Annotated in this window: 28 protein-coding genes and 1 rRNA gene; 1 reads left to right on the plus strand and 28 read right to left on the minus strand. The window is 35.4% G+C overall.

Annotated elements, in window-relative coordinates:
• Positions 1-10: 10 nt before the first annotated feature.
• The 18 genes from AC22L0_RS28630 to metG all read right to left on the minus strand — a co-directional run bounded on the left by AC22L0_RS28630 (position 11) and on the right by metG (position 18,951).
• A complete protein-coding gene (locus AC22L0_RS28630) occupies positions 11-1,612 on the minus strand; it encodes a putative polysaccharide biosynthesis protein (protein ID WP_000387590.1) in 1,602 nt (533 codons plus the stop codon).
• 230 nt (positions 1,613-1,842) lie between these two features.
• Positions 1,843-2,379 (minus strand): stage V sporulation protein T, encoded by a 537-nt coding sequence (gene spoVT, locus AC22L0_RS28635; protein WP_000648302.1) that lies wholly within the window; start codon positions 2,377-2,379, stop codon positions 1,843-1,845.
• Between the two features lie 136 nt (positions 2,380-2,515).
• Positions 2,516-6,046, minus strand: a complete 3,531-nt coding sequence (gene mfd / locus AC22L0_RS28640) for a transcription-repair coupling factor (protein WP_487272559.1) — start codon at positions 6,044-6,046, stop codon at positions 2,516-2,518.
• Between the two features lie 105 nt (positions 6,047-6,151).
• Positions 6,152-6,376: an anti-sigma-F factor Fin family protein gene (locus AC22L0_RS28645; RefSeq protein ID WP_000399438.1), complete on the minus strand. Its 225-nt coding sequence runs from the start codon at positions 6,374-6,376 to the stop codon at positions 6,152-6,154.
• A gap of 70 nt (positions 6,377-6,446) precedes the next feature.
• The gene (gene pth, locus AC22L0_RS28650; RefSeq protein ID WP_000767702.1) at positions 6,447-7,007 is read right to left on the minus strand and encodes an aminoacyl-tRNA hydrolase; all 561 of its coding nucleotides are present in this window, start codon (positions 7,005-7,007) and stop codon (positions 6,447-6,449) included.
• Between the two features lie 72 nt (positions 7,008-7,079).
• Positions 7,080-8,033, minus strand: coding sequence for a ribose-phosphate diphosphokinase (locus tag AC22L0_RS28655; protein WP_000107420.1), 954 nt, complete (start codon positions 8,031-8,033; stop codon positions 7,080-7,082).
• Between the two features lie 21 nt (positions 8,034-8,054).
• The gene (glmU, locus tag AC22L0_RS28660) at positions 8,055-9,434 is read right to left on the minus strand and encodes a bifunctional UDP-N-acetylglucosamine diphosphorylase/glucosamine-1-phosphate N-acetyltransferase GlmU (protein ID WP_000071039.1); all 1,380 of its coding nucleotides are present in this window, start codon (positions 9,432-9,434) and stop codon (positions 8,055-8,057) included.
• A gap of 312 nt (positions 9,435-9,746) precedes the next feature.
• Positions 9,747-10,040 (minus strand): septation regulator SpoVG, encoded by a 294-nt coding sequence (spoVG, locus tag AC22L0_RS28665; protein ID WP_000454041.1) that lies wholly within the window; start codon positions 10,038-10,040, stop codon positions 9,747-9,749.
• Positions 10,041-10,192: 152 nt separating this feature from the next.
• Positions 10,193-10,567 carry a RidA family protein gene (locus AC22L0_RS28670; protein ID WP_000869811.1) on the minus strand — a complete coding sequence of 125 codons (375 nt, stop codon included), beginning with the start codon at positions 10,565-10,567 and terminating at the stop codon, positions 10,193-10,195.
• Between the two features lie 119 nt (positions 10,568-10,686).
• The gene (purR, locus tag AC22L0_RS28675; RefSeq protein WP_000702466.1) at positions 10,687-11,535 is read right to left on the minus strand and encodes a pur operon repressor; all 849 of its coding nucleotides are present in this window, start codon (positions 11,533-11,535) and stop codon (positions 10,687-10,689) included.
• 54 nt (positions 11,536-11,589) lie between these two features.
• Positions 11,590-12,459, minus strand: a complete 870-nt coding sequence (gene ispE, locus AC22L0_RS28680; protein ID WP_000772104.1) for a 4-(cytidine 5'-diphospho)-2-C-methyl-D-erythritol kinase — start codon at positions 12,457-12,459, stop codon at positions 11,590-11,592.
• A 196-nt stretch (positions 12,460-12,655) separates the two neighbouring features.
• Positions 12,656-12,835 carry an acid-soluble spore protein SspF gene (gene sspF, locus AC22L0_RS28685; RefSeq protein WP_002094215.1) on the minus strand — a complete coding sequence of 60 codons (180 nt, stop codon included), beginning with the start codon at positions 12,833-12,835 and terminating at the stop codon, positions 12,656-12,658.
• A 91-nt stretch (positions 12,836-12,926) separates the two neighbouring features.
• Positions 12,927-13,187 (minus strand): biofilm formation stimulator Veg, encoded by a 261-nt coding sequence (veg, locus tag AC22L0_RS28690; RefSeq protein ID WP_000044347.1) that lies wholly within the window; start codon positions 13,185-13,187, stop codon positions 12,927-12,929.
• 226 nt (positions 13,188-13,413) lie between these two features.
• Positions 13,414-14,277 carry a sporulation peptidase YabG gene (gene yabG / locus AC22L0_RS28695; protein ID WP_000242868.1) on the minus strand — a complete coding sequence of 288 codons (864 nt, stop codon included), beginning with the start codon at positions 14,275-14,277 and terminating at the stop codon, positions 13,414-13,416.
• Between the two features lie 110 nt (positions 14,278-14,387).
• The gene (rsmA, locus tag AC22L0_RS28700) at positions 14,388-15,266 is read right to left on the minus strand and encodes a 16S rRNA (adenine(1518)-N(6)/adenine(1519)-N(6))-dimethyltransferase RsmA (protein WP_000651548.1); all 879 of its coding nucleotides are present in this window, start codon (positions 15,264-15,266) and stop codon (positions 14,388-14,390) included.
• Positions 15,263-15,820 (minus strand): ribonuclease M5, encoded by a 558-nt coding sequence (gene rnmV, locus AC22L0_RS28705; protein WP_000692835.1) that lies wholly within the window; start codon positions 15,818-15,820, stop codon positions 15,263-15,265. Before rnmV ends, rsmA begins: the two co-directional genes overlap by 4 nt.
• A gap of 214 nt (positions 15,821-16,034) precedes the next feature.
• A complete protein-coding gene (locus tag AC22L0_RS28710; RefSeq protein ID WP_000895843.1) occupies positions 16,035-16,802 on the minus strand; it encodes a TatD family hydrolase in 768 nt (255 codons plus the stop codon).
• A 166-nt stretch (positions 16,803-16,968) separates the two neighbouring features.
• The gene (gene metG, locus AC22L0_RS28715; RefSeq protein WP_487272560.1) at positions 16,969-18,951 is read right to left on the minus strand and encodes a methionine--tRNA ligase; all 1,983 of its coding nucleotides are present in this window, start codon (positions 18,949-18,951) and stop codon (positions 16,969-16,971) included.
• Between the two features lie 485 nt (positions 18,952-19,436).
• Here metG and abrB point away from each other — a divergent pair, with 485 nt between their 5' ends.
• Complete coding sequence (gene abrB, locus AC22L0_RS28720) at positions 19,437-19,721, plus strand: transition state genes transcriptional regulator AbrB (protein ID WP_000843036.1); 285 nt, start codon at positions 19,437-19,439, stop codon at positions 19,719-19,721.
• Positions 19,722-19,741: 20 nt separating this feature from the next.
• Here abrB and rsmI read toward each other — a convergent pair whose 3' ends face one another.
• The 10 genes from rsmI to rrf form a co-directional block, all read right to left on the minus strand.
• Positions 19,742-20,617, minus strand: a complete 876-nt coding sequence (rsmI, locus tag AC22L0_RS28725; protein ID WP_000267821.1) for a 16S rRNA (cytidine(1402)-2'-O)-methyltransferase — start codon at positions 20,615-20,617, stop codon at positions 19,742-19,744.
• The gene (locus AC22L0_RS28730; protein WP_000414350.1) at positions 20,586-20,876 is read right to left on the minus strand and encodes a GIY-YIG nuclease family protein; all 291 of its coding nucleotides are present in this window, start codon (positions 20,874-20,876) and stop codon (positions 20,586-20,588) included. Before AC22L0_RS28730 ends, rsmI begins: the two co-directional genes overlap by 32 nt.
• Positions 20,863-21,603: a tRNA1(Val) (adenine(37)-N6)-methyltransferase gene (locus AC22L0_RS28735; protein ID WP_087964917.1), complete on the minus strand. Its 741-nt coding sequence runs from the start codon at positions 21,601-21,603 to the stop codon at positions 20,863-20,865. Before AC22L0_RS28735 ends, AC22L0_RS28730 begins: the two co-directional genes overlap by 14 nt.
• 82 nt (positions 21,604-21,685) lie before the next feature.
• A complete protein-coding gene (gene yabA / locus AC22L0_RS28740) occupies positions 21,686-22,036 on the minus strand; it encodes a DNA replication initiation control protein YabA (protein WP_000412063.1) in 351 nt (116 codons plus the stop codon).
• A gap of 14 nt (positions 22,037-22,050) precedes the next feature.
• Positions 22,051-22,878: a PSP1 domain-containing protein gene (locus tag AC22L0_RS28745; protein ID WP_000272429.1), complete on the minus strand. Its 828-nt coding sequence runs from the start codon at positions 22,876-22,878 to the stop codon at positions 22,051-22,053.
• A 5-nt stretch (positions 22,879-22,883) separates the two neighbouring features.
• Positions 22,884-23,867, minus strand: coding sequence for a DNA polymerase III subunit delta' (gene holB / locus AC22L0_RS28750; protein ID WP_000169563.1), 984 nt, complete (start codon positions 23,865-23,867; stop codon positions 22,884-22,886).
• A gap of 35 nt (positions 23,868-23,902) precedes the next feature.
• Positions 23,903-24,529, minus strand: coding sequence for a dTMP kinase (tmk, locus tag AC22L0_RS28755; RefSeq protein ID WP_000677214.1), 627 nt, complete (start codon positions 24,527-24,529; stop codon positions 23,903-23,905).
• A gap of 1 nt (position 24,530) precedes the next feature.
• Positions 24,531-25,952 (minus strand): aminotransferase class I/II-fold pyridoxal phosphate-dependent enzyme, encoded by a 1,422-nt coding sequence (locus AC22L0_RS28760; RefSeq protein ID WP_087964919.1) that lies wholly within the window; start codon positions 25,950-25,952, stop codon positions 24,531-24,533.
• Positions 25,953-26,023: 71 nt separating this feature from the next.
• Positions 26,024-26,203, minus strand: coding sequence for a sigma factor G inhibitor Gin (locus AC22L0_RS28765; RefSeq protein ID WP_000776279.1), 180 nt, complete (start codon positions 26,201-26,203; stop codon positions 26,024-26,026).
• A gap of 188 nt (positions 26,204-26,391) precedes the next feature.
• Positions 26,392-26,507: ribosomal RNA gene (gene rrf, locus AC22L0_RS28770) — 5S ribosomal RNA — on the minus strand.
• Positions 26,508-26,514 lie beyond the last annotated feature (7 nt).

Consider the following 26,514-nt stretch of genomic DNA (forward strand, 5'->3'; position numbering starts at 1 on the left):
CCAGTCACCTCTATCCACTCTTCTTCAATGAACCTTCTTTTTTCTCTTGTTTCATAACGGTTCCTAATTCTTTTTTTGTAAATACACGTAATTTCAAAATAAAAAACATATATGTCAATCCGCCAATGGCTACACCTAACAACGCTTCAAGTGTCGCGCTTCCTCTATGTTCCGTATCAATTACTAATCCAGACATCTGTAACACACGTGTGAACATCATTAATACAAATCCCATACAGATACCACTAATTACTATCCCTAACATATTTCGCTTATTGATAAGTGACCCTGATACAGCTCTCGTAAGCAACAAAGTATTTAGTCCAGAGATTATAATTAACGCACATAAAGTCGCAAAGGCTGCACCTTTCACACCAAAATAAGGCATGAATATATAATTTAACGCTAACTTTAAGCAACCTCCAAATACAACAAATAATGCTGGCTTAAACGTTTGCCCCAATCCTTGTAAAATAGAAGCTGTCGTAATTGACAATGAACTAAATAAAATAGATAACGATAAAATAGATAAAACATCTGATCCATCACTGTTTTCAAACAACATAATATTCGTAGGTTGAATAATACAAGTTAGTCCAATAGCTGCTGCAAGTCCAATAACACATGTTATTTTCACTGCTAACTTTACCTTTTCTTGAATAAAGGAAAGATCTCCTCTTTCCTTCGCCGCTGTAATAATCGGAATAAGTGACAACGAGAAAGAAGTCGTCACAACAGTACCTAATTGCATTAGCGGAATACTTCTATCATAAACACCCTTTAATACCTTTGCATTTTCAGCCTGTTCTCCCGCACCAATAAGTAAGCTGTAAAAGGACACTGAATCAGCCATCTGTATAAAAATAAGCACTAAATTACTAACACAAATCGCTAACCCCTGCCAAAAAAGGATTTTAACTATTTTCCTTTTACCCTTAATTCTCGCTGCACTTTTGAAGAATATAGAACGAAAATCTTGACGCATATACAATATAAGTACAATAATCCCAATAAGACCTCCCGCAATTGAGCCTAACATAGCCCCTGCACCAACTGTATATAAATCAAATCCGTGAGCAATTAGGAATAGCGATAAAAATACAATAATAGAAACTCGAATTGTTTGTTCTATTACTTGCGAAACAGCCGTTGGCATCATATTATTAAATCCTTGAAAATACCCTCTTGCTACAGACAAAAATGGCATCAATAAGAATGAAAATGAAATAACACGTAGTAACTTATCTAAGTGTATATCGCCCATAGCTACCGCAATTGTTTCGGCCCCAAAAAACAATGTAAAGAAGCCTATAAAACCAATTCCTAATAAGAACCAAAAAGATACACAAATAATTTCTTCTGCTTCTTTTTGTTTTCCCCGCTCTAATCGTTCTGCAACCATTTTCGAAATGATAACAGGAAATCCATAAGTAGCTAAAATTAAACAAAATCCATAAAACGGGTAAATTTGTTGGTAAATATAAAACCCAATATCCCCCGCTATATTTTGATATGGAATACGGTAAAAAGCGCTTAATACTTTTGTAACGAAACTTGCAATCGTTAATATAATAGCCCCACGCCAAAAGGCTTGATACTTCTTCGCTTCCATACAAGAAAACTCCTTTTTCTATTCTCACCTCTCGTATTATATCATAAAGAAAAGAACAAACTCCCTTCCCAACACGGGTAATAATGAGTTCCTACACGTTAAAAATATTCAACGAAAAAAGGTAGCAAAGTGCTACCTTCATTCAATATACATATATCTCCAAATAATTGATTTCTCAAAAAGAAAGATCATAATTAGGAAAGATTGCTACTTCTAAAATCAATATACCCTTACTGTTCCATTTGTTTCGCTAAGAAACTGGCAGCAGTATTAACCGCTTTATGCTCGATCTCGCTTATAATAGCTTCTTTTGAAAAAATAATGACGGCTCCAATCGGATCTCCGTTTGCAACAATTGGTCCAACTGTATAAGAATGAACCTTTTCTGTTACACCATCAATAATGGAAATATCACTTTCATCCGTCATAATAACAGACTTTCGTTCTTCCATCGTTTTTTCAATTAAATCGCCAACACTTTTATTTAAGTATTCTTTTTTCGATACGCCTGATACTGCGATGATAGAATCTCGATCACACACAAGCACATTATGTCCTAAGCTGTCATATAAAGCATCAGCATATTCTTTTGCAAAATCACCTAGCTCACTAATTGGAGAATACTTCTTTAAAATTACCTCTCCATCGCGATCAACAAATATTTCTAGTGGGTCTCCTTCTCGAATACGTAAAGTTCTACGAATTTCCTTCGGGATTACGACCCTGCCTAAATCATCAATTCGACGTACGATTCCAGTTGCTTTCATTCTAATGCTGCCTCACTTTCTACTGATGATCAAAGTGGTGAATTTACCTGTTCATGTAAAAATCACCAACTGTTAGATATAGTATTTTACACATTAGTTCTTCTATGCACGTCGAATTGTATTTTTTTATCTTATTTTAGGCATTTATTACTTCTTTTTTTACATCTGGTAAGCCTTTTAATAAATTTTCAGCAATCGTTAACCACTTCGATGTCTCTAAGCCATTTGTTTTCATAACAATTTTCAATTGTGATCCTTCCATTCCTAAACCAATCATACGTCCAAAACTATTTCCGAGCATGAATAATTTTCCACCATCAATATTTTGACTTGCTTGTTCAGAAAACAGGAATGTTACTTCAAATTTATTCTGCTTAATTAATTCAATTTGTTCTTTCATTGCCAACACTTTAATATTTGCAATTTGTAATAAATAACCAACTTCTTGTGGATAATCGCCAAATCTATCGATCATTTCTTCCTGCAATTCTTCAATATCCTCAATTGCAGAAACACCTCTAAATTGTTTATACATCATAATTTTTTGCTTACTATCTGAAATATAAGCATCTGGTAAGTATGCATCTACCTCTAAGTCAATTTCAACATTAACTATATTTTCAGTCCCATCTGTTCCTCTACGCTGTTCAATTGCATCTTTTAACATTTGAGAATATAGATCAAATCCGACAGAATCAATAAATCCATGCTGTTCTGCCCCTAACAAATTACCTGCTCCACGAATAGATAAATCTCTCATCGCAATTTTGAAACCAGATCCAAGTTCCGTGAACTCTTTAATTGCTTGTAGACGCTTCTCTGCAACCTCTGACAGCACTTTGTCACGTTTATATGCAAAGTATGCATATGCAACACGATTAGAACGTCCAACACGCCCACGAAGCTGATACAACTGTGATAATCCCATACGATCTGCATCAAATACAATTAACGTATTTACATTCGGAATATCTACACCCGTCTCAATAATTGTTGTACTTACAAGAACATCATGCTGTCCTTCTAAAAATGATAGCATAACAGACTCTAATTCGCTTTCGTTCATTTTCCCATGTGCGTACGTTACGCGGGCATCTGGAACTAACATCGAAATTTCATCTGCTTTTCTTTCAATATCCTCTACACGGTTATATAGGAAGTAAACTTGACCACCTCTTGCAAGCTCTCGCTCTATCGCCTCTCGCATTAACGCTGGATTATACTCGACTACATACGTTTGGACTGGGAAACGATTTTCTGGTGGTGTCTCAATAACAGATAAGTCGCGCACACCAAGCATAGACATATGAAGCGTCCGCGGAATCGGAGTTGCCGTTAATGTTAATACGTCAACATTCGCCTTCAATTGTTTAATTTTTTCTTTATGTGTCACACCAAATCTTTGTTCTTCATCAATAATAAGAAGCCCTAAATCTTTATAAGTAACATCTTTAGATAAAATACGATGTGTTCCGATTACAATATCTACTGTTCCATCCTTTAAGCCCTTAATTGTTTCATTTTGTTGTTTCCTCGTACGGAATCTACTTAATAAGCCTATATTGATTGGATAATCTTGAAAACGCTCTCGAATTGTTTCATAGTGTTGCTGCGCAAGAATCGTTGTCGGTACTAAAATTGCAACTTGTTTTTCATCCATAATCGCTTTAAATGCCGCACGAATAGCCACTTCAGTCTTTCCATACCCTACATCACCACAAAGGAGCCTATCCATCGGGCGTCCGCGTTCCATATCTTTTTTAATCTCGTCAATAGAACGTAACTGATCCTCTGTCTCTTGGTATGGGAAAGATGATTCGAACTCTTGTTGTTCTGCCGTATCTGGCGTATATGCATAGCCTTTTGAAGCTTCGCGCTCAGCATATAGTTTAATTAGGTCATCCGCAATGTCTTGTACAGATTTTTCAACTTTCGTTTTAACCTTTTTCCAATCATTCCCACCTAATTTGTAAACTTTCGGATCCTTACCTTCAGATCCTACATATTTTTGAACTTGATCAATTTGTTCAATTGGAACGTATAGCTTATCATTACCTTGATATTTAATATTTAAATAATCTTTATGAACACCATTAATCTCTAATGTCTCAATACCTAAAAATTTACCTATACCATGATTTACATGAACTACATAATCTCCAACTTTTAATTCCGAATAACTTTTAATACGTTCAGCATTCGATAGCTTTTGTTTACGTTGTGATTTTTTAACTTTCTTATGAAAAAGCTCCTTTTCAGTAATGACAACAAGCTTTTGCATCGGCATTTCAAATCCTGCATGTAAATCACCTACAGCAATTTGTAACCTTCCAGGCAATAAAATATCTGTACCTTCTACAATATCTGCCTCAATATCATAATCACTTAAAATATGTTGTAATTTTTTCACACGTTCATCATCTGTTCCGAGTACAACAGTCGTAAAATGCCCTTCATTCCATCTATCAATTTCTGTTTTTAACAAATTCATCTGTCCATGGAAATCTTGCATTGTTTTACATGTTACATTAACAATATTTTGCGGATGTGTGTGTGCGATATGACGCAAGAATAACGTTAAATATACAAAACTTCTTTTTTTATGATGAAGAAACCCCTCGAATGGGTGAGAGAAAGATAAATCTTGAATAATTGTTCCTTCACCAAGAAGTGATATATACCATTCCGCCTCTTCTGTTTCAAGATGTGATGCTGTTTCTTGAATACGGGAAATCTCATCTAAAATTACAACACCATCTTCTGGTAAATAATCTATCAGACTAGCAGGTTCTTTATAGAAAATAGATAAGTATTTAAACATCTGTTCTATACTTTGCCCGTTTTTCAACATCTCAATTTCATGACTTACCGTCTCAAGCACTTTAGTCTTTAGTTTATCATCAGAAAGTTTTTGCATCGTCTTAGTCAAGCCTTCTTCAAGATGCTGAATTCCTGATTTTAATTCTTCCTGTGAAAATAAAAACTCTGTTGCCGGACCAAACCTAACGTTTTCTTTTTTACCTTGAGAACGCTGTTCATCCACATCAAATAATCGAATAGAATCGACTTCTGTATCAAAGAATTCAATACGAAATGGTAGTTCTTCAGTTAAAGGATAAATATCTAATATTCCCCCACGCAAACTGAACTCCCCTGGAGCTTCTACCATCGACTTACGTTCATAGCCAATATGATGTAAAGTATGCAAGAGCGCATCTAAATCAATCTCTTGCCCTAGATTGATTTCAACTTGCTTTTGCTTCCACAATTCTTTTATTGGTAAAAATCTACGCAATCCTGCCACTGGCGCTACAATGATTCCATTCTCTCCCGCAGCCAAGCGATTTAACACATCTATACGTTGCGCCTTCAATTCTGGACTTGCAACTCCAATTTCCGATGCTATCAGTTCATTCACTGGATATAACCACACATCTTTTTCACCAAGTAACGCCACTAAATCTTCATGTACTTTTTGTGCTTGGTATAAGTTATGTGTCACGATTAATTGTGATTTTTTTGTTTTTTTATATAAAGCCGCCATTAATAATGAACGAGAAGACGTTGCCATCCCTGATATAAGTTGTTCTTTTAACCCATCTTCTAACCCATTAATAACCGATTGTATCTCTTCATTTTTATAAAATTGCTCTAATAAACCTATCATTTTTAAAACTCCTCTCAACATAAAGAGCAAGTCATTCTATTTTATGCAAATATTTTGGAAAAGGAAAACAGAAAAATGCTTTGGACATGCCAAAGCGACAACATTTTATTGCAGAAATTTTTCATACTCATAATACTCAGGATAAGATGCGAGCGTTTCTTGACACGATTCACAAATCGTTTTTATATATATATTTCCATTCTCATGAAAATGAATCATTTCTACTACTTCTTGCTCCGTTAGTTGAAATAAAACGTCGCTATATACTTTTTCTGCGTTAATGGAGCCTACATTACCTCCGCAGTGTCTGCAATAATAATACCCTTCCATACTAGCCTCCTAAAAATTCAATTACTACTAGTATGGGTAAAACAAAAGAGAAATATTCCCAATCTCATTTTTAACTATTGAAAGTATTCATGATTTGAAGAAAAGGCTTATTTAGCCACTCTTCACATGCATCCGCTGCTTTTTCAATAGAATGGTTAACATCCGGAATCTCTTCAGATGTAAAGCGTCCTAATACATAATCGACTACCTTCATTCCATTTTTCGGGCGATCAATTCCCATACGGATACGTTGAAATTCTTGTGTTCCTAAGTGCGAAATCGTTGACTTTACACCATTATGTCCACCAGCACTACCTTTCATGCGAAGACGCAATTTACCTACAGGAATGTCTAAATCGTCGTACATAACAACGAAGTCCTCAACATCAATTTTATAATAATCCATAAGTGGACGAATACTTTCCCCAGATAAATTCATGTATGTTAGCGGCTTTAATAAGATTACCTTTTCTCCATTAACAAACCCTGCACCAAATACACCTTTAAATTTTTGTTCATTCAAAGAAATGTTCCAACGCTTCGCAAGTTCATCAATGGCCATAAATCCAATATTATGCCTTGTTAATTCATATTCTCTACCTGGGTTCCCAAGTCCTACTATCAATTTCATTCTTGTACCACTACTTTCTTTTTTCGATACGAAAAGACGTAACCAATTTTGGTTACGTCTCATTCTATCCAATTAATTGAATAATACACTCACAGATTCTTCTTCGTATACACGAATGATTGCTTCTCCGATTAATGGAGCAACTGAAAGTTCATGTACTTTGTCGATTTTCTTCTCTTCTGGTAATACGATAGAGTTCGTTACAACTAACTCTTTAATGTTTGAATTTTGAATACGCTCAATTGCTGGACCAGATAATACTGGGTGTGTACAGCAAGCATATACTTCAGAAGCACCGTTCTCAACAAGAGCGTTTGCTGCTAATGTAATTGTACCAGCTGTATCAATGATGTCATCAATTAAAATCGCTGTTTTGCCTTCAATATTACCGATAATGTTCATTACCTCTGAAACGTTCGGGCGAGGACGACGCTTATCAATAATAGCGATTGGCGCTTTTAGACGATCTGCCATTTTTCTCGCACGAGTTACACCACCATGATCAGGAGACACGATTACGATATCTTTAAGACCTTTTGTTTCAAAGTAATCAGAAAGAATCGGTACACCCATTAAGTGGTCGATTGGGATATCAAAGAACCCTTGAATTTGTGGAGCATGTAAATCTAGAGTGATTACACGAGTTGCACCTGCTGTTTCAAGCAAGTTTGCTACAAGTTTCGATGTAATTGGTTCACGAGAACGCGCTTTACGGTCTTGACGCGCATAACCATAGTAAGGAATAACAATATTAATTGTTTTCGCAGATGCACGTTTTAATGCATCGATCATAATAAGTAATTCCATGATATGTTCGTTTACTGGGAAGCTTGTAGATTGAATAATGAATACATCGCAACCACGGATACTTTCTTCAATGTTAATTTGAACTTCTCCATCACTAAAACGATCAACAGAACATTTTCCTAGTCCTACTCCAATATGCTTTGCAATCTGCTCAGCAAGTTCCTTATTAGAGTTTAAAGAGAATACTTTCAAATTAGAATTTAGATATTGAGTCGACATCTAGATTAACCCTCCACATTATTATGATTTTTTCTTATTCAGCAATTGATCAACATAGTCTTCTTTGTTAACTTGACGTGCACGTGCTACCGATAATGCTTTTGATGGAACATTCTCTGTAATTGTAGAGCCTGCCGCCACATAAGCACCATCTTCAACTGTTACTGGAGCAACAAGGTTTGAATTACATCCAATAAATACCCCATTACCAATCACAGTTTTGAATTTATTCTTACCGTCATAGTTCACCGTAATTGAACCACAACCAAGATTCACGTCTTCTCCAACTTGTGCATCCCCGATATAACTCAAGTGTGAAGCTTTACTTCTATTACCAAAGACAGTTTTTTTGATTTCCACGAAGTTTCCAACGCGTACTTCGTCTCCAATAACTGAATCTGGGCGAATATGTGCAAATGGACCAACCGATACTTCTGTACCAAGCTTACTATCATGTACAGTAGATTGTCGAATTGTCGTACGATCTCCAATTTCACTATCGCGAATTACTGTATGCGGTCCAATTTCACAATCAGAACCAATTACAGTGTTCCCCTCAATAATTGTTCCTGGATGAAGAACTGTATCGCTACCGATAATTGCATCAGCAGAAATATAAGTGTTACTTGGATCAATAATTGTAACACCATTTACCATGTTCTTTCGGTTGATACGGTTTTTCATAATAATTTCCGCTTGCGATAGAGCGACTCTGTCGTTAACACCTAACGTTTCATCGAACTGCTCTGTTTGATAAGCTGATACGATATGACCTTCATTTTTTAAAATCTCAATAACATCTGGAAGGTAATATTCACCTTGCACGTTATCATTTGAAACTTTAGAAAGTGAAGCAAATAAAGCCTTATTATCAAAACAATACGTACCTGTATTGATTTCTTTAATAGCTAATTCTTTCTCATTTGCATCTTTATGCTCAACAATCTTTTCAACATGACCATTCTCATTACGAACAATACGGCCATATCCAGCAGGCTCTTCTATGTATGCTGTTAGCACCGTCGCCATTGCTCCTGCTTCTTTATGTTGCTGAAGTAATGCTTCCATTGTTTCAGCAGTTATTAGAGGCGTATCACCACAAATAACTAAAGTTGTTCCTTCTTCATTTGCAAGTACACTTGCAGCTTGATCTACAGCATGTGCTGTACCAAGTTGTTCTGCTTGTAATGCAAATTCACTTACGTTCCCTAGCTGTTCTTGTACCATTTCAGCACCATGTCCAACAACCGTTACAAGTTTCTGCAATCCTAATTGAGATACTTGATCGACTACGTGTTGTACCATAGGTTTTCCACATACAGGATGCAGCACTTTGTATAGCTTAGACTTCATACGTGTGCCTTTACCTGCAGCTAGAATCACTGCAAATCTGTTTGACATATAGACCCTCCATCGCAACCTATTTATCCATTAAAGATATTATCCTAAATCATCATATATTTCAAGAAACACATTTTAACTATTAAATTTTACCATAATTCTTATAAGATGTTTTACTCTTTAGTATCTTTTTTAAGAAATAAGCTATACTATTTAAAATGATTTTGAAAAAATTAGTAGTTTCTTCTTTTTATGTTAATAAATTATACAGTTTCCAAATATAAAGCAAAAAAAACAAACCCCTGTAAATGCTTACAGGAGTTTGCTACAAAATTATAAGGCTTTTTGTCAAAAGCCCTTTTCATTCGAATTTTACGAAGCACCTGCTTCTTCAAACTCAACCTCTTCTAACTCGCCTAAACGATGATACTCTGTTAAAACCGCATCTTGAATTTTAGAGCGTGTACCAGAATTAATTGGATGTGCAATGTCACGGAACTCTCCATCTGGAGTACGTTTACTTGGCATTGCTACAAATAATCCATTATTACCATCAATTACACGAATATCATGAACAACAAATTCATGGTCTAGAGTAATAGAGGCAATTGCTCTCATGCGGCCTTCTGTGTTTACGCGGCGTAATCTTACGTCAGTCACTTCCATCTTGTGTTCACCACCCTTTTCTAAATAAGCGATATATTTGTATAAATTCCACAAATTTTCTATTTTCCCTTTAATTTTTTAAAAATTTTTAAGATAAAAATTTTTAAAGTAGTTGAATATAGAGATTAGTGGAGGTTATCGCTTACAAAAGGTTACTTAACTAGGGCGATTACTTCAATTTCAACGGAAACATCTTTCGGTAATTTTGCTACTTGCACACAAGATCGAGCTGGTTTATGAGTAGAGAAATAAGAGCTATACACTTCATTCACAGCATTAAAATCATCCATGTCCTTTAAAAATACTGTTGTTTTTACGACTGTATCAAATGAAGCACCTGCTTCCTCTAATACCGCTTGTAAATTTTGAAATACTTGTTCTGTTTGTACTGTTACATCTCCTGTTACAAGCTCCCCATTTGCCATCAATGGAATTTGTCCTGAGCTATAGAACATGTTATTTACAATAATCCCCTGTGAATAAGGTCCAATTGCTTGTGGTGCCTTGCTTGTTTGAACAACTTTCATACTTTTCACCCTTTTATTATTTATTTTACTCTTTAAAAATAGTGTACGAAAGGCAGTTTGTCCATCTATTTTATAATCTATAAATAAAATAAAAAAGATAGAGCTATCTGCTCTATCTTTTATTCCGCCTCTACAAGCCCTTCATCAAATGGTGCAAGAGAATAATTCCCTTTTTCCACTTGAATCGTTTTTTCTTTCACATCAACTTCCGATAGACGAATTAATGATACAAAATTATTAATTAGTCGTTCTTCAATATCTGTGGATTCTACTAATACACCAATACCAACAACATTAGCCTTGAATTCTTCTAGCATACTCATCATACCTTGAATTGTTCCGCCAGCTTTCATGAAGTCATCAATAATTAAAACATTCGACCCTTCTGGAAGACTGCGTTTTGCTAACGTCATTGTTTGAATTCGTTTAGAAGAACCCGACACATAGTTAATACTAACAGTCGGACCTTCTGTTACCTTATTATCTTTCCTTGCAATTACAACTGGTACATCTAAGTAATTTGCCACTGCATAAGCAAGTGGAATCCCCTTCGTTGCCACCGTCATAACTGCATCAATTGGTTGCCTAGCAAAAACAGAAGCAAACAAACGACCTGCGCCATTAATATGGCGAGGATTACTCAATAAATCTGTCATGTATAAGTAACCGCCAGGCAAAATACGATCTGGGTTTTCAAATAAGCCACAAAGCTCATCAATAATTAGATCTGCCTCTTCTTCACTTATATACGGTATATATTTCACTCCTCCTGCTGCTCCTGGTATCGTTTGCAATGTGCCGACCCCTTGTTGTTCAAACGTTTGCTTAATAATAACTAAATCTTCACTAATGGAAGACTTAGCCGATTGATACCTTTCAGCAAAAAAAGTGAGAGATACTAGCTGACGAGGGTTTTGTAGCAAGTAATAAGTCATATCGACTAATCTTGTACTTCTTCTAATTTTCATACTCTCACCTCAAATCACGAATATTCTAAACAAATCATAACGTATTATACGTCTTTATTCAAGCGTTTCTCGCTCTCCTAATAAACGTACCGCATAGACTTGTTCACAAAATCCTTTTAATCCGTTATAAATGCGATGCATTCGTGAATCATGGTGTACAAGTCCAAATACAGTTGGACCACTTCCACTCATTAATACAGCATCCGCTCCAAATCGCTTCATCTGTGATTTAATACGGGCAACTTCAGGATGCATTCCAAATGTTACATCTTCTAAAACGTTACCAACAGTATCACAAATTCCTTTATAATCACCAGAATTTATGACATCAACCATTTTATCTACATTTGGATGTGTAACTCGATTTAACTTTAAATTTCCATACACATCAGCAGTAGATACACCTATATGTGGTTTCGCTAAAATAACCCAACAAGAAGGCGGAGTCTTTATATGCTCAATTTTCTCTCCTCTTCCAGTGGCAATTGCTGTGCCTCCGTATACACAGAACGATACATCTGATCCAATTTCTGCACCAAGCTCTGCTAACTCATCAATTGTAAGCCCTAAATTCCATAATTTATTAAGACCACGTAATGTCGCTGCTGCATCACTACTTCCACCTGCTAATCCAGCTGCTACTGGAATCGTTTTTTCAATAGTAATAGATACACCTTTTTTTACATTAAACTTCTCTTTTAATAATTTCGCTGCCTGATAAGCTAAATTTCGTTGGTCGTCTGGGACATACCGATTATGGGATAAAATTTCAATACGGTCTTCTGCTAATTCCGTTAGTTCTAGACGATCTGCTAAATCAATGGTTGTCATAATCATTTTCACTTCATGATATCCGTCTTGTCTTTTTCCCAGTACATCTAACGACAGATTAATCTTTGCTGGTGCTTTCACTAGTAGCTTCAATCTATTCACCCACTCTATGTACTCAATCTTTTATCGTTTATTTTACCATAAATTTATAGTAAGACGATGACACTTCCCTAATTATAACGAAAAGCATTCAGAATGAAACTACTTATGTAAAATGATGGCACCTTTTAGAGTACAAAAAGCCGAGGAATGTCTCCTCGGCTACCGTAGCACAGAAAGTATCTTACAACTACTGGTTTCGTTTCATTAATTGCTGTTCTGCAATTTCTATAGCACGTTTCACCATGTTACCAGCATCTTTCGCACGAATTCCGCCCCATCCTTCTTTCTGAACAACATCATAAAAGCCAAGCTCTTTTGCTAGCTCTTCTTTAAATTGGTTTGACATGACACCTCTTCGTCTACTCAATGCAGAGTCCCTCCTTATTTTGCTACGGTATAGTTAGTATGCAAAATAATATAGCTTTTCATTTATGGGAATATATGTAATGATATATGGATTATAAAATGACCTCATTATGAGGGTCTCCATAAAATGTTAACTCTACTGTCTCTGTTAAAACATCTGCATAACTATAAGATACACGTTGCAACGCATCTTCTTGTTGATCCAATTGTACAACAAAAACGGAACGGTATGTTTCTGCTAGTACACCTGATTGCTCCACAGTTTTTCTTCTTCCACTATTTGCTTTTAACATAAGTCGCTGTCCAAGATGGTGATCTAATTCGCTTTTTATTTCATCTAAACGTTTTGACATATACTTCGCTACACCTCGCTGTAATTTAGATTGAACACTTAAAGCACGATATATCTATCCTAATTATTAACCGCGATTCACAGCTAATATCATCCTGCGTTTGAATAGATAGAAGAAATACTATATTGTAAAAGTATCATTACGTAGTCTTTACGTTCTTACCTCTTTTTATCCAAATTCATTTAAATCCTTCCATACAAAAAAGCAAGATACATATGTACCCTGCTTACTCTTCGTAATGTTGAAAAGGTAATCCCGTTCGTAAAATCCCTCTCGTTTCAATTCCACCTAGTCCCTTTTCACCAGTAATTGTATTACGTACGACATCCCATACATTGACTCTCTCCATAAATGAAGTAAAACTAATTTTACCAACTACATATACAGGATCTAGTGCATGAATATTAATTCTAGATGGTGAACTAGCGAAATTGGCCCCTGCACGAATTAGTGCCTCAAAATGTGATTGACATGCCCCAGCAAAAATAACAAGTTGATCCAATGATGGATATTTTTTCCGCACTTCACGAACAGCCTGTACAAAATGCCTTGAATGCCTATATGCCGCTAAATCTCCCTTCACTCCTTTTGATTTTGTATATGCATCATGTCCTGTAATAACGAGAATGTCTGGGCGAAAGTGATCTATTAAGTCTACTACTTTTTCATGCATCTCCGTTTCTTTACAATGAATACCTTGAACAGGAACGCCAATTTTATTATATAAATCTAAGCACTTGCGCAAATATAAAGGGTCTCCATCTATATGCAATACACGTCCCGGCATTTGAAAATAATTTACCTCACTTGTGTATCCACCAGTTGAAGTATGTTCATGCCTTTGTTTCATCAGTACATAATCTTGTTGAAACAAACGATACGTGCGCTCCATTGTTTCTTTCTCACGCTTCACCCTTTTTTTATGTTCTCTTTGATCTATACTAATTAAATCTTCAAGTGGCGCATCCGCCACCAGTCTAATTTCTTCTCCAAACAATATAGCTATCTCGCCTTTTATTTCTATAATACGAAAAAGAATATCCCTCTTATGAGAATATCGTTCCACTAATTCTCCAACATGTAAAACCATTCTCCTACCTCCAAACTCATTAGGCCATCTTACCTGTTTTTAAAGTATGAATTTAGAGAGAGAAAGGTGACAAAAGGGACAGTTCAACTTGAACTGTCCCTTTCATATTCTTATGATAATTTATGAAGAACTAATGCATTACTTAATGTTGCAAACTCTTCAATAGATAGCGTTTCGCCTCTTCGCTTTGGATCAATTCCTACTTCTGTTAAAATTCGATCCAATAACTCCTTATCTTTCGGGAAACCATTTAAATTATTTGATAAATTATTCATTAAAGTTTTACGGCGCTGTGCGAAACTTGCTCGTACTACTTCAAAGAAGAACGTTTCATCTGTCACCTCTACAACCGGTTTAGGACGCTTTAGAAGGCGGATAATTGCAGAATCAACATTTGGCTGTGGTACAAACACTGTACGCGGTACAGTCATAACTGTTTCAACCTCTGTATAGTACTGAATGGCAATCGATAAAGAACCATACTCTTTTGTTCCAGGTTTAGCAGCTAAACGATCTCCAACTTCTTTTTGCATCATAACAACAAATCCACGAACTGGTAACTTTTCTTCAAGCAATTTAAATAAAATTGGCGTTGTAATATAGTATGGTAAGTTAGCTACTACCATTACATCTTGCCCTTCTTCAAATTGCTCATTAAATACTTCATGTACATCTGCTTTTAGTACGTCTTTATTAATAACTGTAACATTACCATATGGCGCTAACGTCTCATCTAAAATTGGTAATAGTCTTTGATCAATTTCAAAAGCCACTACTTTTTTAGCACGCTTCGCTAATTGCTCTGTTAATGCACCAATACCTGGTCCAATTTCAATTGCACCACTTTCTGAACCAATTTCTGCATGATCGACAATACGATTTAATACATTTGTATCAATTAAAAAGTTTTGTCCTAAACTTTTTTTGAATGAAAATCCATACTTTTCAACAATGTCTTTTGTACGATTTGGCGTTGCGATATCCTTCATTTTTTTTCCTCCTGTATTACTTGCTTATAAGCTTCTGCAAATGATTCCTTTGAAACTTGAAACATCTGTAATCGTTTATGTAACTGTTTTGCATTTGTATAACCAATCTTTAATAGCTTACCCATTCTTTCTCTGCGGCTCTTTGCCATTTCTCCGCCCACTAAGCCTGCATCGACTAAATCACTCCAACTAATTTCACTTGTGTAAGCTTCCATTTCTTCATGTATATTCTCTAGAGCACGGCGAATCGACTCATTAGAAGCATGTTCAATCCCAACACCCTTTTTCCTTTTAGCAAGCGCTTCTTCCTTCGGTAAAAAAGCATGCTTACAGCCAGGAACCTTGTCAGAAATAATTTTTCGAATACGCTCTCCAGGATAATCCGGATCTGTGAAAATAATAACGCCCCTTTTTTGCTGCGCTAATTTAACTTGCTCAATAACATGATCACCGATTGCTGAACCGTTCGTTTCAATTGTATCCGCATCAACAGCACGCTTAATCGCAACTGTATCATCTTTACCTTCTACAACGATAATCTCTTTTATTTTCATGCTTGCCTCCACACTCATTTCGTCTCTACTTAGTAAAACAAAAAAATGACGACTTTTCCATTATTATTTTCCCCATTCTTATATTTTAAAAAATAGAATAGAAAAATCTTTGTTCTCTGTCCTTATTGTAACACTTCATCATTCACATTTATTTTCTTGATTACTTCTACTAGTGTTTCTCAAAATAAAAAAGAACAGGTTTCACCCGTTCTTTTTATTCAACTCCAAATAAAACTTTTGCATTTTTAGTTGTCATTTCTGCTACTTCCTCATAAGAAATTCCTTTTAAATTCGCAATTTCTTCTGCTACGAGTTTTACATAACTCGGTTCATTTCGTTTCCCGCGAAATGGATGCGGCGTTAAATAGGGACAATCCGTCTCTATTAACAATTTCTCTAATGGAATCTCCGTAGCAACTTCTTTCGGTTTCTTAGCGTTTTTAAATGTAACTGGTCCACCTAACGAAATTAAAAAGTTCATATCAACACATCGCTCTGCTACTTCTACGCTACCGCTAAAGCAATGCATAATGCCTCCTACTTCAGCTGCATTCTCTTCTTCTAGAATATCGACAATATCTTGAGTTGCATCGCGGTTATGTATAATAATCGGCAAATTTACTTTTTTCGCTAATGCAATTTGTTTACGAAATACTTCTTTCTGTATTTCTTTTGGAGACTTATCCCAGTGATAATCTAAGCCCATTTCTCCAAGTGCAACGACTTTAGGATGAGAAGCAAGTTCTTCTAACCAAGCTAAATGTTCTTCTGTCATGTCGATTGCATCAACTGGATGCCAGCCAACCGCAGCGTAAATAAAATCATAGGCTTCAGCTAATTCCATCGCCTTTTTTATCGTTACTTCATCAAAACCAACAACAACTGTATAAGTAACTCCCGCTTCTTTCATTCGGGCAATAACCTCTTGCAAATCTTCTTCGAATTGCTCTGCATTCAAATGTGAATGTGTATCAAACAACATAATACATAACTCCTTTTATATTGAAATCAAGTTTATTCTACAAAAATAAGTTCTTTAATAACTTAACGATAACAATACTACAATCTTAATGCAAAAATAGAGAGTGTAAAAAGAAAAAAGACGCTTCACACATGTTACACGTGAAACATCTCTTTTCTTGTCTTAATTACTTGATTTTTGTACCATTTGGTAGATTTTGGTCAATTGATGCTAATGACAATACGCCATTCTCTTCACCCGCTAAAATCATACCTTGCGATAATTCACCGCGTAATTTTACAGGTTTTAAGTTTGTTACACAAATAACCTTTTTACCTTTTAAGTCTTCCGGCGAATAGAATTTTGCAATTCCAGAAACAACTTGACGCTTTTCTGTGCCTAAGTCTAGTTGAATTTTTAACAACTTGTCTGCTTTTTTCACAGGTTCAGCAGATAGTACTTCAGCTACGCGTAATTCTACTTTAAAGAAATCATCAATTGTAATTTCTTCTGCCTTCGGTTCTTCTTCTTTTTTCTCTTCTACTTTAGGAGCAGAGCTTTTCATTTGTTCTTTAATGTACTCTACTTCCACTTCCATTTCTAAACGAGGGAAAATTGGGTTTCCTTTTTCTACTTTTGTTCCAGCTGGAATGCAGCCAATTGTAGATAGACTTTCCCAAGATTTATGAGCTTCATCAGTAAGGCCAAGCTGAGCAAACATCTTGCTTGGTGCTACTGTTAAGAATGGCATAAGCATAATACCTGTTTGACGAAGTACTTCTGCTAAATGAGCCATTACAGAAGCTAACTTTTCACGATCATTCTCATCTTTTGCTAATACCCATGGTTGTGTTTCATCAATATATTTATTCGTACGACTAACTAGTTGCCAAATAGATCCTAACGCTACAGAGAACTCCATATTCTCCATTGCTTCTTCTACTTTTTTCAAAGTATCTTGTGCAAACGCTACTAACGTTTCATCAAATTCCGTCACATTTTCTTTAAATGCAGGGATTTCTCCGTTAAAATACTTATCAATCATAGCTACTGTACGATTTAATAAATTACCTAAGTCATTTGCTAAGTCGAAATTAATACGCTCCACAAATCCTTCTGGTGTGAATACACCATCAGATCCAAATGGAACTTCACGAAGTAGGTAATAACGTAATGCATCTAATCCGTAACGATTGATTAATGTAACTGGATCTACTACGTTTCCTTTTGACTTACTCATCTTTCCATCCTTCATTAAAATCCAGCCATGAGCAAAGACTTTCTTCGGAAGAGGTAAATCTAATGCCATTAAAATTATCGGCCAATAAATTGTATGGAAACGAACAATTTCTTTCCCAACTAAATGCACATCTGCAGGCCAGAATTTTTTATATTTCTCTTCATTTGCTGTTCCATAACCTAACGCCGTAATATAATTAGATAATGCGTCAACCCATACGTAAATAACATGTTTTGGGTTACCAGGAACACGAACTCCCCAGTCAAATGAAGTACGAGAAACCGCTAAATCTTCTAATCCTGGTTTAATAAAATTATTAATCATTTCATTTTTACGAGACTCCGGCTGAATGAAATGTGGATTATCTTCATAGAACTTTAATAGTCTGTCGACATATTTACCCATTCTAAAGAAATAAGATTCTTCACGAACAAGTTCTACATCATGACCACTATCTGGGCTTTTTCCTCCAACTACTTTGTCGCCTTCCATAATTGGATCTACTAATTGATGCTCTGTATAGAACGTCTCATCTTGTACAGAATACCAACCTTCATATTCATCAAGATAAATGTCACCTTGATCTACTAATTGCTTAAAGATTTTTTCGACAACATCTTTATGACGATCTTCAGTTGTACGAATAAAATCATCATAAGAAATATCCATCTTCTCCCAAAGCTCTTTAATTCCTGCAACAATGTTATCAACATATGCCTGTGGCGTAATATTTAACTCTTCTGCTTTCTTTTGGATCTTCTGTCCATGCTCATCAGTTCCTGTTAAATAATGCACATTATAACCTTGCATACGCTTATATCGTGCCATCGCATCTCCTGCTACTGTCGTATAAGCATGTCCAATGTGTAATTTTCCACTTGGATAATAAATTGGGGTAGTAATATAAAAGGACTTATTTTCCTCTGTCATTGTTTTGGACCTCCCGAATAACCTCATATGTATTTATAAACAGTATATCAAAAACTCATATATAAAGTGAAACTTTAATCAGTAGGGTTTTTGTTCCTCCCCACTAATTATTAGCCCACATTAATTGGGCTTTTACGAGCAGCCCAAATCTAACTTATCTTCTTTACGCCAACCTAATTTTAAATTTAGGTCTTAATGCTCGATATCTTTATCATCTATTGCTCATATTTCACAAAAATATACAATCTCCACTTTTAATTTATTATTTTTTCAGAAAATAATGTAAATAATTGTGGAATTTCCTCTCAATCTATTATATATAAGAAATAAGAAATCTATAAATCTTTTTAAAAAATATAGAATTTAAGAATTGACGGAAATGTAAATGATTGGTATCATATGTCCATAGGGTATTTTGTCGAAAAATGACGAATCTAAAAATAGACTCGAAACTTATAAACTATTTATTTAGGAGGAAAAAAATTATGAAATCTACTGGTATTGTTCGTAAAGTTGATGAATTAGGTCGTGTAGTAATTCCAATCGAATTACGCCGTACTTTAGGTATTGCAGAAAAGGACGCTCTTGAAATCTATGTTGATGACGAAAAAATCATCTTAAAGAAATATAAACCAAACATGACTTGCCAAGTAACTGGTGAAGTATCTGACGGTAACCTTTCTTTAGCTGAAGGTAAAATCATCTTAAGCAAAGAAGGCGCTGAGCAAATCTTAAACGAACTTCAAGATTATATCGAAACAGCAAAATAAGCTTCTCAATTATGAGAAGCTTATTTTTTATCGACATGATAGATTTGATATACATCTCTTTTCGACAAATCTCGATCTTTAGCGACTGTTTTAATCGCTTCTTTTGAATTCATACTTTTTTCATTTATATAATATTCAATATGATCATATACCGAAAGAGATTCCCACCATTGTTCTTCTGGAGCAGGTTCTTCTGTTGAACCAGCTACTAAAATACAAAACTCACCACGTACTTCATTTTGCTTCGTCCACTCAATTGCTTCTTCGATTGTCCCTCGAATAAATTCCTCAAATTTTTTAGTTAACTCTCGACATAATACAATCTCTCTATTTCCCAACACTTCCTGCATCGAAATTAAAGTATCGTCTAAACGATGAGGCGCTTCATAAAACATCATTGTAGTTTGTACATAACGAAGCTTTTCTAACTCCATCTTTCGTTCCTTTTTGTTTCTCTGCAAGAAACCATAGAAATAAAACTGCTTTGTTTCAAGACCGGATGCAATTAATGCTGTAAGGGCTGCATTTGCTCCAGGAAGCGGAATTACATGATATTGCTCAGCTACTGCCTCAACGACAATATCGTAACCTGGATCAGAAATACACGGCATACCAGCGTCGCTAACAAGTGCTACATTCTTTCCATCCTCTAATTTCTCTAATAGTTTCTTCCCACTTACTTCTTTATTGTGCTCATGATAACTCGTAACAGGTGTTTCAATTTCAAAATAATTACAAAGTTTTTTCGTTTGTCTCGTATCTTCAGCAGCAATTAAATCAACTTCTTTTAAAATTCGGATTGCACGAAATGTCATATCTTCTAGATTTCCAATAGGAGTTGGTACTAAATATAAAACTCCCTTTTCATTTTGTTGAAAGCTTTTTTGTTGCCACATAGCGTTCTCCTTTTTGCATATATGCCTCTTTTTGTTTTCTCGTTAATTGCTTAAAGTAATACTCCGCTTGCATAGCTGTACGCTTATCATCGTGGGTCTCTACATATTTTAAAACAACAGGAAGCCTGACGCGTGTATACTTAGCCCCTTTGCCGCTATTATGAGTCTGAATTCTCTTTTCTATATGGTTTGTATATCCAGCATAATAACTTCCATCAGAGCACTCTACCACATAAAAAAAGTGCTTATTCTTCTCCATATAAAATCGAACGTAGCTCCTTTGTATATTCGTTATTGTTCTCATATACAACGAGAGGCGGTAAAATTTTCAAATCTGCATTTCCATCCTTAATTCCTTCAATTAACAATATATTTGCTTCTTTTCCAACCTTAGGATAAACAAATTGCACACGCTTTGGTTCAATTTTATATTTACGCATTAATGTGACAATGTCTAGTAATCGCCCTGGACGATGTACAAACGCTACTTTCCCACCTTGTTTTACTAACTGACTACTTACAGATACAACATCTTCTAATGTACACATAATTTCATGACGAGCTATCGCTAAATGTTCATTCATATTTTTCTCTGAAGTTTGAGGTGTTTGAAAATATGGTGGATTACATGTAACAACATCATATTGATGACGCCCAAGTTTCTCTGGCATATCTTTCAAATCTCCATGTATGAGGTGAATTCTTTCCTCCAACCCATTGTATTGAACACTTCTTACTCCCATATCATATAAGCGTTCTTGAATTTCCACCCCAGTAATATTTCCTTTTGTTCTTGTACTTAATAGAAGGGGAACAACCGCGTTACCTGTACACAAATCAAGTAAATTCCCCTTTTGAATTGGTACCCATGCAAAATCTGCAAGTAAAACGGCATCTAAAGAAAAATTAAATACTGATGGGCTTTGTATAATCTTCATGTCTTGTGCTAATAAGTAATCTAAACGTTCATCTTCATATAAATTCATATACTGCTCCTTTTCTTACCCTTAACCTACCCTATTTCATGTATAAAAAATTACCTTTCCAATTATAATTGGAAAGGTAATTTCACTTTTTATTTAAGAATGACAGACAGAATAAACAATCTCCCTCTTTACGTACACTTCCATAATGTAGATTGCAAATATGAAAACCTTCTTGATACAGTCTCGCTAAATTGTCATAGCCTTCACCAATATCTGTTTTCGGCTTCACTTCTTTACGTTTTTGAGTTTTTTGTTTTTCTTTATTCTGCACTTCTTCAAAACGGTGTCGCAAATTGTTATTTTCCATTTTTATATGCTGGTTTTCTTCCAACAACTCTGCAAGATGCTGTTTTAACTCTCCCAACTGTTTATATAAATGTCCAATTTGCTCTTCCATACTAGAAACCGATTCAAAAATATCTTTTTTCTCCACAAGCACCCACCTCATTAATCTGTGGTTTGACTCGAAACGACCCCTTTATTCACTAACTCATCTAACGTATATTCTACTATCCGTTCCTTGTCTACTAGTTCCACTTGAATTAATCTTTCTAAAATATTTAATCCGATAACACGGCCAGTACCATGCGGGGTTTGTATACGTTGATCTAAATCAGGAAGTTGTTCCTTTGCTGCCTCATATTCATCATTCTCATATTTTAAGCAACACATTAAGCGACCACATAAACCAGAGATTTTTGCAGGATTTAATGATAAATTTTGATCCTTTGCCATTTTAATGGATACAGGTTCAAAATCCCCTAAAAAAGTAGAACAACAAAGCATACGACCACATGGACCAATACCACCTAGCATCTTCGCTTCATCACGAACACCAATTTGTCTTAGTTCAATTCTTGTTCTAAAAATTGCGGCTAAGTCCTTCACTAGTTCGCGGAAATCGATCCGACCATCCGCAGTAAAATAGAAAATAATCTTATTACGATCGAATGTATACTCTACATCTACAAGTTTCATATCAAGATTATGCTCTACTACCTTTTGTTGACAGACTTGATATGCTTCTTTGGCAGCATGTTTGTTCTCTTCAACAATGGTACGATCATTTTCATTTGCAATACGAATAACCTTTTTTAGCGGTAATACAACGTCGTTTTCATCAACTTGTTTTTTGGTAATAACTACTTTTCCGTATTCAATACCTCTTACCGTTTCTACAATGACAAACTCATTTTCAGAGATATCGAACTGGTTTGGATCAAAGTAATATACCTTTCCGGCCTTCTTAAAGCGAACACCTACTACATCATACAAAACGGTCATCCCTCCTGCAACCGCAACACTAACTGTTCGAACACAAGCTGCGCATTTACATTAGCGTTGATTCTATTTTTTGCCTCTAATATATTAAAGAGAGCTGATACAATGCGCTTCTGAGCATAGGAAAACGATTCAAACATCTCTTTCTGATCATGAAAAACAAGACGATCTTCTTCTCCAAGTTGAACATATAATAAATCCTTATAAATAAGGAGTAACATATCTAAACCTTGCTGTAATTGTTCTTTCTCTCCAAAGTGTTTTCCCCATTTTTCTTGTACAAAAAAAATAGAGGTTTTATCTTTTTCGAGCGCTTCACATAATTTTATCACTAAAGCTCGTGCTTGTGCAAACCATTCATCACTACATAAAGCTAAAGCTTCATCAAAACTATTTGTAAGTTGAGCAGCAAGTGTCGATAAAGATGCTGTAATCCCTTCATCCTGTAATCTTCTAATTAAAGATTCCGTAGGTAACGGTCTAAACGTAACAACTTGGCAACGAGATAAAATCGTATTTAAAATTTGATGACTTTGTTCAGTAAGTAAAATAGCAGTTGTATCACTACTTGGTTCTTCTAAAAATTTCAAAAGTGTATTTGCCGCATTTGCTGTCATACGATCTGCGTGCTCAATAATATATAATTTTTTATTTGCCTCTAATCCTGTTTTTGAAAACTCTTCTTGTAAATCATGAATTTGCTGCTTTTTAATAGATAATCCGTCTGGTTTTACAATATGTAAGTTAGGGTGGTTACCTGAATCAATTCGCTTACAGTTTGTACATACATGGCAGGGCTCTACCCCATTCCGCTCAGAACAGAGGAAACTCTTTGCCATTTGAATTGCTGTCGCAAACTTTCCTGTCCCTTTCCCTCCCTCTAACAAGTAAGCGTGGGATATACGCTCTTTTGCAATGCTATTCATCAACATTTTTACACCGATGGGTTGTATAGCAGAAAGCTGCTCCCACGTCTTCGTCATAATGCATACCTCACTTATTTCATTCTTTCCTTCTATTATAACAATTTATCTTCTATAATCTGAACAACTTCTTCTATAAGTTTTTCCATCGGCTGATCAGCATTTACCAATACAATACGATCCGAGAAACGTTCTACAACTTGTAAATACCCTTCGCGCACACGTTTATGGAAAGAGATATCTTCCATATCTAGTCGATTTACTTCACGTCCTGCATCTTTTTCAATCCGAGCCAAACCAACCTCAGGCTCAATGTCTAGATAAATTGTTAAACTAGGCATACAGTCCTCTGTTGCGAAACGATTTATTTCAAATACCTTATCCATACCCAATCCTCTTGCATAGCCTTGGTATGCTAAAGAGCTATCTATAAAACGATCACATAACACGAGGTAGTTCTCATTAAGTGCTGGCATAACTTTTTCTACTAAATGTTGTCTGCGCGCAGCAGCATAAAGAAGCGCTTCTGTACGTGCTTCCATCATCGTATATTCTTGTTTATGTAAAATCGTCCTAATGTCCTCAGAAATTGCAATACCGCCTGGTTCCCTTGTCGCCATTACCTTTTGTGCTTTTTTTTCAAAATATGGCAATAAGCTTTTAATTAACGTTGTTTTACCTGAACCTTCTGGGCCCTCAATTGTTACAAATAATCCCTTCATCCTAAAACCTACTTTCTATATCATACACTTTCATATATTTCGTATTACCTTGAAAACGAGCTCCTGCTCTCTCTAAATACATAATTTGCTCTTTATGCTCTGAAGTAATTCTCTCTCCATACATAATCAATGGAATTCCAGGTGGATACGGAATCACCATTTCCGCCGCTATCATTCCAACAGCCTCTTCTATAGATACTATCTTTGTTTCATATCCGTCTAGTTGTTTATACGTATACGGTAAAAGAGAGAATTCACCTTTATAAGTATAACGAATAGATTCCCTCTTGTCTTTCACCTCATAATGTTGCAATGCTACTCGGATCATCTCTATAACCTTCATATATCCCTCATTTACTTGTAAGGGTAAAATAAATAGGACATTGTACGGATCAGCCATCTCTGTATATATACCGACCTTTTCAAATACAGACTGTAATTCGTACCCTGATAACTGACAACGAGTTTGTACGGTGACCTTTAACTCATCTTGCAACGGATATTCTAAAATGGCGATTTGGGGAATAGAACGTAATTGTTCCTTAAATCTTCGTAAAAACTCAATAATTTCACTGTGACCTTCTTCTTTTATACGCGCCATTGTAAAGCGTGCTATATCCAAGGAAGCCATAATTGGATACGATGGACTACTAGATTGTAGCATACTTAAATAAGTAGTAACCTTCTCTTCGTCTACTAAGTGACTATTTATATGTAAATAGGAACCCATTGTCATTGCGGGTAATGTTTTATGTGCAGAATGAACTACAATATCTGCACCATATGTTAATGCTGACTTCGGGAATGGTTCTCCCAAGCACAGATGTGCCCCATGTGCCTCATCTACCAAAACAGGGATTTTATGTGCATGTGCAAAAGCGATGCTTGCCTCTAGATCCATACCCATACCATAATAATTAGGATGCGTTAAAATGAGTGCTTTCGCATTTGGATACTTTTCAATTGCTTTCTTAATAATTTCGTTACGAACTCCCACCGGTACGTTATAAGCTTCATCAATCCATGGATCTAAAAAAATGGGATTTGCTCCCGCAAGTTTTAAAGCATTAATAATTGATTTATGGCAATTTCTTTGTACAAGAACAATATCATGTTCCCCGCAACAAGACAAAATCATTGCTAAGTTCCCGACTGTTGAACCATTAATTAAAAAATAGCTCCTCTTTGTATTATAAACTTCAGCCAATAATTGTTGTGCCTCATCTATACATTCAAACGGACTATGCAAATCATCTAGTCCTGCTAACTCAGTTACATCAATAGATAGAATATCTTTAAACTCTCTTATTGCCTCCTGAGGGAAGTTTAAACCATTCTTATGACCTGGAACATGAAAGGATAACGGCCCTCTTTCTTTAAACTCTATTAACGCCTCATATAAAGGCATACGATTTTGATTCATCTACATCTCTTCCTTATTATTCATTCTCTATCTATTATACAGAACAAAAAAAATAATAGGCATATGCCTATTTAAAAATATGATACTTCTAGTTTTCGAAGCTGCTTTAAATAATGTATATATTTCGGATCATCTGTCTCTGTATTCACCATATCCTTTTCACATTCATAGCATATTAAATTATTATAAACATATATACCTTCTTTTCTTTTTGTCTCACAAACAATACAAACTTCACTTTGTAATTTCATAGCCTTCCCTCCCTATTTCAGTGAACCTATTTTATACTTCTAATCCTTAACAATTTACAGAAAAATATACACCCATCTTTTATATAATATGATTAACTCTTGGCAACGTGTTTGTATCACCCTTACTTCTTTCCCATTCTTTTTAACAATACAAAAAAACACAAGTCAAATGACTTGTGTTTTTAGTTGCTTGGCGACGTCCTACTCTCACAGGGACAAGGTCCCAACTACCATCGGCGCTAGAGAGCTTAACTTCCGTGTTCGGTATGGGAACGGGTGTGACCTCTCTGCCATCATCACCAAACTATGAA

It is taken from the genome of Bacillus sp. LQ01, from assembly GCF_057624735.1.

Excerpts from the sequence above, each read along its gene's own strand:
- AC22L0_RS28710 (WP_000895843.1), bottom strand. The coding sequence starts at position 16,802 with ATGTTGTTTGATACACATTCACATTTGAATGCAGAGCAATTCGAAGAA.
- spoVT (WP_000648302.1), bottom strand. The coding sequence starts at position 2,379 with ATGAAAGCAACTGGAATCGTACGTCGAATTGATGATTTAGGCAGGGTC.
- AC22L0_RS28730 (WP_000414350.1), bottom strand. The coding sequence starts at position 20,876 with ATGGAGAAGAATAAGCACTTTTTTTATGTGGTAGAGTGCTCTGATGGA.
- AC22L0_RS28630 (WP_000387590.1), bottom strand. The coding sequence starts at position 1,612 with ATGGAAGCGAAGAAGTATCAAGCCTTTTGGCGTGGGGCTATTATATTA.
- veg (WP_000044347.1), bottom strand. The coding sequence starts at position 13,187 with ATGTCAAAACGTTTAGATGAAATAAAAAGCGAATTAGATCACCATCTT.
- mfd (WP_487272559.1), bottom strand. The coding sequence starts at position 6,046 with ATGATAGGTTTATTAGAGCAATTTTATAAAAATGAAGAGATACAATCG.
- AC22L0_RS28670 (WP_000869811.1), bottom strand. The coding sequence starts at position 10,567 with ATGAAAGTTGTTCAAACAAGCAAGGCACCACAAGCAATTGGACCTTAT.
- spoVG (WP_000454041.1), bottom strand. The coding sequence starts at position 10,040 with ATGGAAGTGACTGACGTAAGATTACGCCGCGTAAACACAGAAGGCCGC.
- AC22L0_RS28760 (WP_087964919.1), bottom strand. The coding sequence starts at position 25,952 with ATGAATCAAAATCGTATGCCTTTATATGAGGCGTTAATAGAGTTTAAA.
- abrB (WP_000843036.1), top strand. The coding sequence starts at position 19,437 with ATGAAATCTACTGGTATTGTTCGTAAAGTTGATGAATTAGGTCGTGTA.
- metG (WP_487272560.1), bottom strand. The coding sequence starts at position 18,951 with ATGACAGAGGAAAATAAGTCCTTTTATATTACTACCCCAATTTATTAT.
- tmk (WP_000677214.1), bottom strand. The coding sequence starts at position 24,529 with ATGAAGGGATTATTTGTAACAATTGAGGGCCCAGAAGGTTCAGGTAAA.
- rsmI (WP_000267821.1), bottom strand. The coding sequence starts at position 20,617 with ATGTGGCAACAAAAAAGCTTTCAACAAAATGAAAAGGGAGTTTTATAT.
- pth (WP_000767702.1), bottom strand. The coding sequence starts at position 7,007 with ATGAAATTGATAGTAGGACTTGGGAACCCAGGTAGAGAATATGAATTA.
- purR (WP_000702466.1), bottom strand. The coding sequence starts at position 11,535 with ATGAAAATTAGAAGAAGTACAAGATTAGTCGATATGACTTATTACTTG.
- yabG (WP_000242868.1), bottom strand. The coding sequence starts at position 14,277 with ATGGTTTTACATGTTGGAGAATTAGTGGAACGATATTCTCATAAGAGG.
- rnmV (WP_000692835.1), bottom strand. The coding sequence starts at position 15,820 with ATGAAAATAAAAGAGATTATCGTTGTAGAAGGTAAAGATGATACAGTT.
- glmU (WP_000071039.1), bottom strand. The coding sequence starts at position 9,434 with ATGTCAAACAGATTTGCAGTGATTCTAGCTGCAGGTAAAGGCACACGT.
- AC22L0_RS28735 (WP_087964917.1), bottom strand. The coding sequence starts at position 21,603 with ATGAATTTATATGAAGATGAACGTTTAGATTACTTATTAGCACAAGAC.
- AC22L0_RS28655 (WP_000107420.1), bottom strand. The coding sequence starts at position 8,033 with ATGTCGACTCAATATCTAAATTCTAATTTGAAAGTATTCTCTTTAAAC.
- AC22L0_RS28765 (WP_000776279.1), bottom strand. The coding sequence starts at position 26,203 with ATGAAATTACAAAGTGAAGTTTGTATTGTTTGTGAGACAAAAAGAAAA.
- rsmA (WP_000651548.1), bottom strand. The coding sequence starts at position 15,266 with ATGAAGGATATCGCAACGCCAAATCGTACAAAAGACATTGTTGAAAAG.
- AC22L0_RS28645 (WP_000399438.1), bottom strand. The coding sequence starts at position 6,376 with ATGGAAGGGTATTATTATTGCAGACACTGCGGAGGTAATGTAGGCTCC.
- holB (WP_000169563.1), bottom strand. The coding sequence starts at position 23,867 with ATGACGAAGACGTGGGAGCAGCTTTCTGCTATACAACCCATCGGTGTA.